Origin of the sequence: Myxococcus sp. CA039A (assembly GCF_013336645.1) — a bacterium.
Taxonomy (GTDB): Bacteria; Myxococcota; Myxococcia; order Myxococcales; family Myxococcaceae; genus Myxococcus; species Myxococcus llanfairpwllgwyngyllgogerychwyrndrobwllllantysiliogogogochensis.
In genome coordinates, this window is sequence record NZ_JABUMQ010000018.1 from 49,628 (window position 1) to 62,209 (window position 12,582).

The window sequence follows — 12,582 nt, forward strand, 5'->3', positions numbered from 1 at the left end:
GTATCCGCGCGCTACTCGCCTCGGGCGCGCTTCTGGGCCTCCCCCACCATGTGGAAGATGCTGTTGGTACCGGTCTTGTAGTCCTGGCTCAACGTCGAGTGGCGCTTGAGCTGACGCAACTCATCCGCCTTGCCAGGCACCGTGGCGGGGGGATTCTTGTACTCCCCACACAGGCTGCCCCACACACGCCGGAAGTTGCCCTCGGCGACGAGGGTGATGCGCAGGCCCAGCGAGGCGCTCTCCTTGGACGGAAGGGTCACCTTGAAGACGTCCTTTTCGGGAGTCTGGATGGTGACCTCCGAGCCCTTCACCTTCGCCTCGATCTCCGCGTCCTCGCAATCCAGCTTCGAGCCGTACTGGACCCCTTTGGCGTCGACGGAGATGAGACATTCCGACTTCAAATGCCAGAAGCCCACCGCTTCGAGCCGAGGCTCCGTCGCGCCCTCCGGCTGGGAGACCAACACCTGCACCTGGCTGCGCGAGCGTGAGAAGAAATAGAGGGCCGGCTCCTTGAGGTCGAAAGAGCCGCCGCCCAGCATGGTGAGGCGCAGCGCGGGGGTGAGTTCACAGGTCGCCTCCGGTGTGGCGGGGGTGAGCTCCTTGCGTTGCGCGAGCGCGGCCGACGAGACACAGACGCAGAGCAACGCCAGCAGACCAGAGACACGATTCACGGAGACTCCCCGGCGGAAAAGCGGTGATTCTCGCGACGCCGCCGTGGGCCCGTCAATGAGGGAGGACGCTCGTCAGCCCTGTTCCCCCGGGCGAACCCAGATGCCACGGAAGCGCTTGCGCGCGGGGTCCTTGAGCTTCTTGCACGCCACGCCGTCGAGCGGCCTCGAGCCATCGTCACTGAGCAGCAGAATCTCCTCCGCGTCCTCGGGTGTGAAGAAGGCCTCCGGGTTGAAGCCCGCCAGGTCCACGTCGCTCGCCAGGACGGGCGCATCGTCTCCGCCAGCCCAGGTGAACAGGTGCGAGGTGCCCCCGCCATCCGTGCCCCCGCTGATGATGAGATAGCGCCCGCGCCACCAGGACATGGAGCGGACGCCCATTCCGCCCAGGTCCACCAGCCGAGGCTCACCCACGCGCGCGGAGGCGCCCTCCAGCACCATCTCCTTCGGATTGAGGAGCGGAACGAGCAGCGCCTTGCCTTGAGGCACGGGACTGCGGAAGCCGATGAGGATGGACGCGCCGTCAGCCATCGCCGTCATGCCCTCGATGTTGAGCCCACCTGGAGCCTTGGGGGCCAGGCCCTCGGCGTCCGCGAGTCGGAACGCGCCGAGCTGCGGCGCCGCGAGCAGGTCATCCAGCAGTTGCGTGTAGGGACGGCCCACGAGTTGGGGCAGGCCTTCCTTCTCCTCGGTGGCGAAGAAGCGCAGGCGGCTGGGCGCCTTCTTCCCGGAGCTGTTGCGGCCGTGGGACGTGAGCCAGAAGGAGTACGAGCCCAGGCCCGTGGCGGCCTCGATGTCCGCCTCCGGGGCCTTCTTCTTGTGGGCCGGAAGCGCCAGCTCCGGTGACAGGTCCACGCTGCGCACCGGGGCGCCACCGCGCCGGGCGTCATAGACGCGGAGGATGTTGTCCTCGTCGTCACCCACCACGAACAACGAGCCACCCAGCGCCACCGCGCCCGACGCGTCGCACATGCCCTCGAACACGAGCACGTCGCGCCCGGAGCCACCCTCGGCCGGAACACTCTCCGGCCCTGCCTGGACGCCCCGGGCCGCGCAGCCCGCGATACCGATTCCGACGATGATGGAGGCCAGCCTCATAGACCCCCAGATCTCGTCACGCCTCCCGCATCCGGGAAGCCCCCTGCACTCGATGTGGGCCGCGAAACAGCCCTGAATGCCAACAAGGCCAAGCACCAGAAAGGCTCGATTTTACAGGAAGTCCAACTTTGCATTGTCAGGTTTTGATAGCTTGTCTTCATGAAGCGTCGAAACGCATCCGCCGCCCCAGCGGAGGTCGTCATCCTTCGCCCGTCCTCAGCCCTCTTTTCGACCCCTCACGTGGGACGCCTCACGGGAATGTCGGAGGAGGGCCTTCCGCTGGTGGACTTCGAGGGGAATCCTTCCGGCCCGGTGCCCGCTCGCGTGCTCGCCGGCGCGAGCACGACAAACCTGGAGGAAGTGGCGCCTCAGACGGAGGTCCTCCTCACCTTCGAGGGAGGACTGCCCGGCCGCCCCATCCTCATGGGACTCCTGGAGCCGAGGAAGAACCTCCTGCGCTCGGTGGAAGCCAAGATCCCCGCGCTGCCTGTCTCCGCCAGCGTGGATGGCCAGCGCATCGTCCTCGAAGGCCAGGACGAAATCGTGCTGCTCTGCGGCGAGGCCAGCATCACCCTGCGTCGGAATGGACGTGTCGTCATCCGAGGCACCCAGATTGAATCGCACGCGTCAGGCGTCCAGCGCATCAAGGGTGCCGCGGTGAAGGTGAATTGATGGAGGCTCCACGCCGACGCCCCGTCATGTGGGACATCGTGGAGGAACACCTGGAGGAGGCTGCCTTTCTCGCGAGTCAATGGCAGCGGGCCCGCCATTCTCCTGACTATCGCTTGCACGAAGTGGCGCAGGGGCCCGAGGCCCGTTTGATGGCCCATCTGGACGGGCTGGCGTGCGCGGGCCCGGAAGCCCCCGAGCGACTCTTCATTCCCTGGCTGGAGAGCACCCGGCCCGAGGAGGTCTTCGTCGCGGCCCTCGCGCTGATGGCGACGGGCGCGCCGCTGGACTGGCTCCTCCCATTCTTCTCGGAGGCGCCAGGTCCGCGACAGACAGCCCTCTTCAAGGCGCTGCGCCTGGCACCCACCGCCGAGGTCTCGAAATTCCTGCGACGTCGTGAGCTTCAAGCGACACCAGGACTCCAGGCCGCGGCGGTGGGCCTCCTGAGTCTTCGTGGCGAAGCGCTGGGGGCCGAGGCCTTGTTGCCGCTGCTGCGCAGCGAGTCCGCCGAAATCAAGGCAGCGGCCCTGAGCGCGCTCCGCGAAGACCTTCCAGCCGCGCGTCCCCTGCTGGAATCAGCCCTTGGCGCGCAAAGCCCCGACGTGCGCATCGCCGCCGGTGAGACGGCGTTGGCCCTGGGATATCCCGCCGCGCTCCAGGCCCTCCGCAAGCCCGTCGCGAGCACGGCGCCCGAAGCCGCGCGGGTCCTCGCGGTGCTCGCGGCGGCAGGTCACGCCGAGGACGTGTCCCGGATGGCCGCCGCGCTGGACGTGCCCGCCTTGGAGTCAGAGGCCCTGTGGGCGCTGGGGCACTCCGGCTGGCGTCACGCCGCGGAGCTCTGCCTGGAAGCCATGAAGCACGACAGGACCGCTCGCCTCGCGGGCGAGGCCTTCTCTCGCGTGACGGGGCTGCGGCTGGAAGGCGACTTCGCACGGCCCGCCAACGCCGACGAGGAGAACGGCCTCCCGCCCCTCGAGGAGGACGACCTGGACGCGGACCTCGTCCCATCTCCTGAAGCCACCCTGCCCCTCCCGGACGCGGCCGCCGTCGCCCGGTGGTGGGTGAAGGAGAAGGACCGCTTCTCCCCGAAGACGCGCTACCTGCGGGGCCAGCCCCTTTCCCCCGAGGTCGCGTGGAAGGCCCTCTCCACCGAGCCCATGCGCGGGCGCGAACAGCTCGCGCTCGACCTGGCGGTCCAGACGCAGGGCGCCGTGCGCTTCGACACGCGGACGTGGGCGAACCGGCAGACCGCGACCCTGGCCATGGGCCTGACAGCCGCCAGGACGGGCCGACCGCGACTCACGACGCGATGAGCATGCCAGCCAGGGGAACACCGCCATGCTGCAACTCGAGAACACCACCCCCTTCGCGTCGTCGCTCTACCTGTTTCCAGACGAGAAGGGCGTGGACACGCTGTACGTGGTCCTCAAGGCGACCTTCGCCATGACCTCCAGCGGGCTCCACGTCGCCGAGACACAGCAGGCCGTCGCGCACGTGGACGAGCACTGGGGCCCTCCCGGAGAGACCAGCCTCAAGTACTCGGGCGAATCACACCTCATGAAGCGCGGCACGGACGTCGTCCTCGTCGGAGACGCCCACGCCCCCAAGGGACGTCCGGCGTCGGACTTTGGCCTGTCCATGTCGGTGGGTACTCTCAAGAAGCTGGTGCAGGTCCACGGAGACAGGGCCTGGAAGGCGGGCCTGCTGGGCGCATCACCCACGACGCCCATTCCGACGACGCGGGTGCCCCTGACGTGGGAGCGCGCCTACGGAGGCCGTCACCAGACGGGCCCTCACGGCTTCCTCGCGGAGATGCGAAACCCGGTGGGCGTGGGCTTTCGGGGGCAGCGCGCCGTCAAGGAGATGAACGGCACGCCGCTGCCCAACCTCACGCACCCCGGCTTCCCCCTCGCCAGCCTGTCCGACAAGACACCGCCACACGGCGTGGGTTTCATCGCTCCGTCCTGGCAGCCGCGCATGGGGTTCGCGGGGACGTATGACGAAGCCTGGAAGAAGCATCGCGCGCCCTATCTCCCGCGAGACTTCGACACGCGTTTCTTCCAGGCCGCCCCCGAGGGGCAGATCTACCCGACCTGGCTGAAGGGCGGCGAGCCCGTGGAGCTCATCAACGCGGCGCCCGAAGGCGTGCAGCGCTTCCATCTGCCCGAGGTGGACCTGGACGCCTCCGTGCGCATCGCCGGCAAGGAGGAGAAGCCGCGCCTCCACATCGAGACCCTGCTCCTGGAGCCAGACCAGCACCGCTTCTCGTTGACGTGGCGCGGATGCGTTCCTTGCGACAAGCGCGCCTTGAAGGTCGAGCAGGTGACGCTCGCGGTGAAGCGCATGACGGGGGCGCGCTCGTGAGCGGCGCCATGCCTGGCGTGGAGGTCGTGGGGCTGGGAGCCACCACCCCGGTGGGGCTCGATGTGCCCACCACGGCGACGTCCGTCCGCGCGGGGCTCGTGCGGTTCGCGGAGGCGGGCCTCTTGAACCGTGCCCATGAACGGCAGGTGGTGTCGTTCCTCTCCGAGCACTACCTGCCGCCCCTGGAGGTCGACGGGACGCGCCTCTCCAACACCTGGATTCGCCTGTTGCGCCTGTCCACGTACGCCCTCGCCGAGGCCTGCGCGGGCCTCACGGGTGCGGCGCCCCTGCTCCTGGCCCTCCCCGAGGACCGATGGGGGATTCAGCTCCCCTCCTCACGGGTGATGATGGAGCAGCTCGCCCGCCAATCGGGAGTGCGGCTCGATGTCGCCAGCAGCCGGGTGTACCGACACGGCGGAGCGGGCGGCCTCATGGCCCTGCGCGACGCGATGCGACTGCTGTCCACGGGACATGCCTCCACCGTCATCGTCGGTGGGCTGGACACCTTCAACCATCCCCGGAGGCTGGCCGTGCTGGACTCGGAGGACCGACTGCGCCCCCGGGGCACGGACGGCTTCATTCCGGGAGAGGCCGCGAGCTTCCTGCTCCTGTCTACTCCTGGTGGCGCGCGACGCTTCGGCCTCGAGCCCGTGGCCCGCATCACCCACGTGGGAGTCGGCACGGAGCAGGGGCACCGCTACTCCGAGGAGCCCTATCTTGGAGACGGTCTCGCCCACGCGTTTCAAGCGCTCTTCGCGGGGATGCCGGGCAACGCGCCCAAGGTGCAGTGCGTGTTCGCGGGCTTCAATGGAGAGAGCCTGCCCACCAAGGAATGGGGCGTGGCCTACCTGCGAAACACGGAGCGCTTCCAGGAGGCACATCGCATCGAACATCCCGCGGACTGCGTGGGCGACGCCGGCGCGGCGTTGGGACCCCTGATGCTGGTGCTGGCCGCGGAGCGCCTGCGCGCCGGGCACGAGAAGGGCCCCACCCTGGTCTGGAGCACCTCCGACCTGGAGGCCCGTGCGGCGGCGCTCCTGCTGCCCACCTGAACTGGAACTTGGAAGGAGGAGTACCATGGAGATCGGTGAAGAAGTGGCCGTCTCGGAATTCGTCTCGGAGGAGTTACACAACGAGAAGACCTGCCCCTGGCACGAGCAAGGCGACGCGCACTCCCAGAAGATGTTGCTGCAGAATCCCGACGATGACGCCGTGGGAGGCATGGCGCCGACGGACGGCGGCGTGCTGGGCAAGAAGATGAAGGCAGCCAAGAACCTCGAGCCCGCGGCGAACAAGGTCTCCCTGCTGTTCAAGAGGGGGGAAGTCGTGACCTATGGAACGGTCAAGCGCCCGAAGCTGATTCAGACCTACGCGGAGGACAAGGAGGAGGAGGAATACCCCCTCCAGTACGCACCCCATCACCTCATCCCGGGAAACGAGTCGCTCAAGGGGTCCTCCGTCGTTCCTTTCATGGGAGACGACAACTGCATCGCGGACTACCTCCCTGACAAGGGCGGGCCAGCCATGTCGAGCTACATCAAGAAGGGATATTCCATTGGCTACGATGTCAACGCCGCCGAGAATGGGGAATGGTTACCAAGCCCCTACGCCCTCTCCAACTGCAACGAATGGCCCGCGGACCTGGGCCTCAAATACCTCAAGAAGCGCAGGGATGACGTGTTAGGCGAAGAGACAGAAGCCTTCAAACCCGCCTACGTCGCGGCCGCCATCGAAGCCTCCGGTGGCAGGCAGTTCCACATGCGTCACAAACCATACTCGGACAAGGCAAGAGCGATTCTTCAGTCGATTGGCGAGCGCCTGTCGGTGATGGCCACCGAGTCGTGCTCCATCGCGATGGAGAGCAAGGCTGAGAACGAGGATAGGTTCGCACCTCCCGTGGGACTCACCGCACGCCTGAATTCGCTCTCCGAGAACCTCCGCGGACTCCTGACGAAGTCCGTCTGGCGCCCCCCACTGTATACGGACTCCCTCACTCAAGATTATGCGGATGAAATGGTAGGAATCGGGAAGTTCACCAAGTCCAAAGCCAAGGGCAGCGTCACCAGGGTTTTCTGAGCCCTCACGATGCAAGCGACCCCGAAATATTACATCCTGGCGTCGTCCAGCCATGACATGATGCTCATCTATCCCGTGCCAAACCTGAGTCTTCGAGACCGATGGTGGGCCGGCAAACCCTTCCAACGTCCGCCCTCACAACTCATCGTCGTCGGAATCATCCCTGGCAATGAGCGGGGAGAACTGCTGGACTTCTTCAATACGGCCAACCTCATGAGCAATGCGTTCCATGCGGCGCTGCTCGAGGCAGGTGTGGACAACCTCGACGTCTATGACGCCGTCATCCAGAGCGAGGATGGAGCCGTCATCCACCGGGGCTACAAGGCCTTCAATGTCATCGGGCTGGTGCGGGCCGCGAACCTCGCGGAGACCGTCTTCCATTCTCCCGACAGCTCGCGCCTCATCGATGCGAGCATCGACCATCTGGCCATTGACGGCGACAAGCCCCGCGGCCTCAAGTTGTTCCGGCTCGCGGAGAACGTCAGCGCGGTCCTCGTCCACGAGGACGTCAAGCGCGTGCTGGAGTCAAAAGCCTTCCCACACCTTCGCTTCCTGGAGCCTCAGGATTTCGTGAGCGCGTGACGGGCTCACGCCAGGCTGTGCCTCCTCGAGAAAGGACCTTCCCGTGCCCACCTTCGTCAACGGTCGAGGCGTCACCCATGGTGGAAGCAAGGGACAGAGCATCGTCCTGCCAGACGTCTGCAAGACTCCGTCTCCCGCCGGCCCGGTCCCCATCCCCTACCCGAACGTGGGTCGCTCCGCGGACGCAGCGGATGGCCCCAAGACAATCACCATCGAAGGGCACATGCCCATGGTGAAGGGGGCCACCTACAGCGTCTCGTCAGGCAACGAGGCCGGCACCGCGGGCGGCGGCGTGGCCAGCAGCGCCACCAAGGGCCCCTGCGAGTTCATGATGTACTCCTTCGACGTGAAGTTCGAAGGCAAGAACGTGTGCCGCCTGGGCGACCCGCTCTTTCACAACAAGAAGAACACCCTGGGCTGACCGCGCGTCGCTCAGCCCTCCACCTCGCACTGGAGCTTCGCCAGCAGGTTGAGCGCCTCCAGCGGCGTCAGCGTGTTGACGGACACCGCCCTGAGCGTCTCCAGCGCCTGCTGGCGCGAAACAGATAGTTGCGCCGTGAAGGGCAGTCTTCATCCCACTGCGCGGGCGGCCCCTGAAATCTCGGAGATAGTTGCGCGGCGACATACAGTTACTTAACCAACTGAGTGGCATCTGAATCTCCATGTAGGGTGATTCGCCATCACCCATCTTGGAGGTTGTTCATGAAATGGCTGCTTGGGACTGTCTGGTTGGGCTCGGCGTGTGTCGCGGGGATGATTGGATGCAGTAGGGCTCCCGCCGGCGCGAGCGAGCCTGGAGAAGAACTCTCCACCCGCGAGATCCACACCCTGGCCACCAGCACGGTGCGGGTGACGAAAACGACGCGCTTCCACACCGCGGCGGGCATCACCGAGCAGGCCGAGGAGTTGTCGACCGACCCTCCCGAGCTTCTCGTGCCCCAGGGCGAGACCTATTCGGGGCGGGAAGGTGCCGCGGTACCGGGCGGATGGGAGTTCCAGGACGTGCCCGCGGGGCAGTACTTCCTGCGGTTCCATGACGGAAGGGGCGCGCGCGTCCAGTTCCTCACGGACGCACGACACGTGGAGCTCGGCCCCAACCGACTGGGAAGACCGGATGCGAGGTACTTCGTCGAGGATTGGGCACCCGCCCAGGTCGACCTGCAAGGACTGGCTCCCTGGGTGGCTCCCGAGGGACTCGTCCACCTTGGCGCCCACCTCCAGTTCAACTCCCCGCAGGTGGGCGCGGCCGGCTGGCTCCTGTTCGACGAATTTCTTCGGGCCGACGAGACCTCCGTCGTCACCGACGACGTGGAAGCGCTCATTGTCACCGCCGACGGCGTCCCGCACCTTGAAGCAGCCAGGGGAGACCGGCTGTATGTCAACCAGCTCAGTCCCTTCCGCGTGGGAACGGCACCGGACGGGACGCCGCTGGAATACGCCGCGCTGGACCGCTCGCGGGAGCTCCCGCCTTTTGACCACGTCCCGAACTACGGGACACCCCTGTCCATCTCAGGCACCCTCCAGCCCGTGCTGATGCGCCAGTTCGGCCTGGACTGGCGCCTGTCCGAGTTCGCCCGCATGGCGCGCGACATCCATCCAGGGATGACACCCCGCCAGTCCATCCTCGAAATCCACCCCGCCGCCCATGGCCTCGCGCCGGATGGGTGGGTGGGCTACTCGGGAGAGCTGCTCAGCCTGTACGCGCCCCTGGGTGCCACCTATGACATCCAGGGCCCCGTGAAGTTCGGCATCCCCTACCCGTCGAGCTGGGGAATCGTGGGAGCGGTGACGAACATCTTCCATGCGAGGCTGCCCATCCCGGATGGCTCGAGCGACCTCGCCTTCATCACCGGCTCCCTCACGACACTCGCCTCGTTCGATGAGTTCCGCGCGGGACCCGTGCGACCGAAGCTGTCCCCGCCCCAGTCGCTGACCCTCGACGGTGCACCCGCGAACGAGTCGCGGCACTTGAGCACCCTCAGCCCCGTCGTGGCCTGGGCGCCGCCGGCACTCGGCACGCCCAACGTCTACCAACTGCTGATCCGTCGATACATCAAGCGCTCCCGGAGCTGGGAGACCCTCGGGTCCATCTACGTCCCCGGGACGACCACCGCGGTGCGCCTGCCCCCTGGCTCACTCGAGCCGGAGGGCATCTACTTCATGCGCATCAGAGCCGTCGACGCGCCCATGTTCGACGTGGGGCGCCACTCGGTCGAGACGCTGGAGGCACTGCCCAACCACAGCGCCGACGCCATCACCTCGCTCTTCACCACGCCGTGAGGTCCACCTGAAGTCCGGCGTCCAGCCCCGCTCCCGACGTGCCGCTTGACGTCGGGGGCCCTACTCCAGCTCGCGCTGGAGCTTCGCCAGCAGGTTGAGCGCGTCCAGCGGCGTCAGCGTGTTGACGGACACCGCCTTGAGCGTCTCCAACGCCTGCTGATGCGAGGCCGGCAACGTGGGCACCGGAGGGGCCACGGGCGCGGGCTCTCCGAAGAGTCCGAGCTGCGCCGTGGACACCGCGCGCTTCGGGTTCTGCCGCACCGCCACTCGGGGACGTCCCGCGTCGTCCAGTTCGCCTGACTCCAGGTTCTGGAGCAGCTCCCGCGCCCGACCCACGACCTCCGAGGGCAGGCCCGCGAGCTTCGCCACTTCGATTCCGTAGGAGCGGCTGGCCCCGCCGGGAATGAGCTTGCGCAGGAAGATGACCTTGCCGCCCTGCTCCTTCACGGCGATGCACAGGTTCTTCACCCGGGTCCGCTCGCGCGCCAGGTCCACCAGCTCGTGGTAGTGCGTGGCGAACAGCGTGCGCGCGCTCACGTGGTCATGCAGGTGCTCCGCCACCGCCCACGCAATCGAGAGTCCGTCGAACGTCGACGTCCCGCGTCCAATCTCATCCAGGATGATGAGGCTCTTGCGCGTGGCGTGGTGGAGGATGTGGCTGGTCTCCGTCATCTCCACCATGAAGGTGGACTGACCGCGCGCCAGGTTATCCGCCGCGCCCACGCGCGTGAAAATCCGATCACACAGGCCGATGCGCGCCGCCTTCGCGGGGACGAACGAGCCCGCCTGCGCCATCAGCGCCGTGAGCGCCACCTGCCGCATCACCGTGCTCTTGCCGGCCATGTTCGGACCGGTGATGACCAACAGCTGCGCGTCCTCCGGGTCCATTCGCACGTCGTTGGGAACGAAGGACTCCCCCGCCCCCAGCATCCGCTCCACCACCGGATGCCGCCCGGCGGTGATGCTCAGCACCTCCGACGCATCGACCTCCGGCCGCGTGTAGCCATACTCGGAAGCACACCGCGCGAAGGACAGCAGCGCGTCCGCCGCCGCCACCGCCTCCGCCGCCGAACGGATGCGCGGCGCCGCCGAGGCGACCTTCGCGCGAAGCTCCTCGAACAGCTGGAGCTCCAGCGCGCACCGCTTCTCCTCCGCGGTGAGCACCAGCTCCTCGTGCTCCTTCAGCTCCGGGGTGACGAAGCGCTCCGCCCCCACCGTGGTCTGCTTGCGGATGTAGTCCGCCGGCACCAGGTGCAGGTTCGACTTCGTCACCTCCAGGTAGTACCCGAAGACCTTGTTGTAGCGGATCTTCAGCGAGCCGATGCCGGTCCGCTCCTTCTCGCGCTGCTCGATCTTCAGCAGGATGTCCTTGCCCGACGTGGACAGCTCCACCAGCTTGTCCAGCTCCGCGTGGTAGCCCTGGCGGATGAGGCCGCCTTCCTTCAGCACCACGGGAGGCTCGTCCACCACCGCGCGCGCCAGCAGGTCCGCCAGCTCCGGCAGCGCCGTCAGCGGCCCCGCGAGCGACTGGAGCAGCGCCGTCTGGCACCGCGCTAGGGCCTTGCCCAACCGGGGAAGCTGCGCCAGCGACAATCCCAGCGCGCGCAAGTCTCGGGCGTTGCCCGCGCCCAGCGACAGCCGGCCCGTCAGCCGCTCCAGGTCCGCCACTTCCTTGAGGATGCCGGTCAGCTCCTCGCGCCACACGCTGCGCGCGGACAGCTCCTCCACCGCGTCCAGCCGCGCGTGGATCTCCGGCAGCGAACCCAGGGGCGAGGCCAGCCAGCGCGCCAGCTTGCGCGCCCCCATGCTCGTCACCGTCCTATCCAACACGCCGAGCAGCGAGCCCTTGCGCCCCCCATCCCGCTGCGAGCGCAGCACCTCCAGGTTGGCGCGCGAGGACTCGTCCATCAGCAGGCTGCCGGAGCGCTCCTGGCGGCTGAGCCGGTCCACGTGGGCCGCGGGCGTCTTCTGCGTGTCCTTCAGGTAGCGCAGCGCCGCGCCCGCGGCGCTCGTGGCCAGGGGCGAGTCATCCAGGCCAAAGGCGGACAGCGACTGCACCGCGAAGTGCGTGCGAAGGAACCCCGCCGCGCGCGTGGGCTCGAACGCCGCGGCCTCGCTCTCCGCGATGGCGGGCACGCGAGGCAGCCGCGCGCACAACTGCGCCACCTCCGCCGAGTCACGCTGCCCTCCAGGCACCAGCAGCTCCCGGGGCTCCACGCGCGACAGCGACTCCGCCAGCTCCGCCGCCGACGCCGCCTCCATGGCGAGGAACTCTCCGGTGGACGCCTCCAGCAGCGCCCCGCCCCACCCGCGCTCGCTCCAGCACACGGCGGCCAGGAAGTTGCTGTCCCGAGGCTCCAGCACCTCCTCGTCCAGCACCATGCCGGGGGTGATGACCCGCGTCACCTCGCGGCGGACGATGCCGGGCCCGGTGCCGGCCTCCTCCACCTGCTCGCAGATGGCGACCTTCAGGCCCTCGCCAATCAGGCGCGCGATGTAGCGGCGCGACGAGTGGTAGGGGATGCCGCACATGGGCACCTTGTCGGCGCCCTTGGCCCTGGCGGTGAGGGTGATCTGGAGGATCTCGGAGGCCCGCACGGCGTCCTCGAAGAACATCTCGTAGAAGTCCCCGAGCCGGAAGAAGAGCACCGAGTCCGGGTGCAGCGCCTTCACCTCGAGGTACTGGCGCATCATCGGCGTCAGGGACGCGATCTCCCTCGCGCCCGAGCCGTCGCTCGCCTTCTCCCCTTCCGAGCCGACGTCCGGCGTCGGGTCCACGGGAAGCTCCACTGCTGCTGCCTTGGCTGCCTTCAACTGCTGCGTCACGGCCATCCCCGCCCTTCTC

Annotated in this window: 11 protein-coding genes; 8 read left to right on the forward strand and 3 right to left on the reverse strand. The window is 67.7% G+C overall.

The window, feature by feature from the left end:
* Window positions 1–11 precede the first annotated feature (11 nt).
* Window positions 12–671, reverse strand: a complete 660-nt coding sequence (locus tag HR086_RS04730) for a hypothetical protein (RefSeq protein ID WP_141644642.1) — start codon at window positions 669–671, stop codon at window positions 12–14.
* A 72-nt stretch (window positions 672–743) separates the two neighbouring features.
* Window positions 744–1,766: a DUF3616 domain-containing protein gene (locus tag HR086_RS04735; protein WP_174464975.1), complete on the reverse strand. Its 1,023-nt coding sequence runs from the start codon at window positions 1,764–1,766 to the stop codon at window positions 744–746.
* Window positions 1,767–1,925: 159 nt separating this feature from the next.
* On the opposite strand from HR086_RS04735, the gene HR086_RS04740 reads away from it, so the two are divergent.
* The 8 genes from HR086_RS04740 (at window position 1,926) to HR086_RS04775 (ending at window position 9,737) form a co-directional block, all read left to right on the forward strand.
* Window positions 1,926–2,438, forward strand: coding sequence for a DUF6484 domain-containing protein (locus HR086_RS04740; protein WP_256433604.1), 513 nt, complete (start codon window positions 1,926–1,928; stop codon window positions 2,436–2,438).
* A gap of 26 nt (window positions 2,439–2,464) precedes the next feature.
* A complete protein-coding gene (locus HR086_RS04745) occupies window positions 2,465–3,748 on the forward strand; it encodes a TIGR02270 family protein (protein WP_174464977.1) in 1,284 nt (427 codons plus the stop codon).
* Window positions 3,749–3,773: 25 nt separating this feature from the next.
* The gene (locus HR086_RS04750) at window positions 3,774–4,799 is read left to right on the forward strand and encodes a DUF2169 domain-containing protein (protein ID WP_174464978.1); all 1,026 of its coding nucleotides are present in this window, start codon (window positions 3,774–3,776) and stop codon (window positions 4,797–4,799) included.
* A gap of 8 nt (window positions 4,800–4,807) precedes the next feature.
* Window positions 4,808–5,851 carry a beta-ketoacyl synthase N-terminal-like domain-containing protein gene (locus tag HR086_RS04755; RefSeq protein WP_174464979.1) on the forward strand — a complete coding sequence of 348 codons (1,044 nt, stop codon included), beginning with the start codon at window positions 4,808–4,810 and terminating at the stop codon, window positions 5,849–5,851.
* A 25-nt stretch (window positions 5,852–5,876) separates the two neighbouring features.
* Window positions 5,877–6,875, forward strand: a complete 999-nt coding sequence (locus tag HR086_RS04760; RefSeq protein WP_174464980.1) for a hypothetical protein — start codon at window positions 5,877–5,879, stop codon at window positions 6,873–6,875.
* Window positions 6,876–6,884: 9 nt separating this feature from the next.
* A complete protein-coding gene (locus HR086_RS04765) occupies window positions 6,885–7,457 on the forward strand; it encodes a hypothetical protein (protein ID WP_174464981.1) in 573 nt (190 codons plus the stop codon).
* 43 nt (window positions 7,458–7,500) lie between these two features.
* Window positions 7,501–7,878, forward strand: a complete 378-nt coding sequence (locus HR086_RS04770; RefSeq protein ID WP_174464982.1) for a DUF4150 domain-containing protein — start codon at window positions 7,501–7,503, stop codon at window positions 7,876–7,878.
* A gap of 281 nt (window positions 7,879–8,159) precedes the next feature.
* Window positions 8,160–9,737: a hypothetical protein gene (locus tag HR086_RS04775; protein ID WP_174464983.1), complete on the forward strand. Its 1,578-nt coding sequence runs from the start codon at window positions 8,160–8,162 to the stop codon at window positions 9,735–9,737.
* 60 nt (window positions 9,738–9,797) lie between these two features.
* Here the strand turns inward: HR086_RS04775 and mutS are convergent, their stop codons facing one another.
* Window positions 9,798–12,569 carry a DNA mismatch repair protein MutS gene (gene mutS / locus HR086_RS04780; protein WP_174464984.1) on the reverse strand — a complete coding sequence of 924 codons (2,772 nt, stop codon included), beginning with the start codon at window positions 12,567–12,569 and terminating at the stop codon, window positions 9,798–9,800.
* Between the last annotated feature and the right edge of the window lie 13 nt (window positions 12,570–12,582).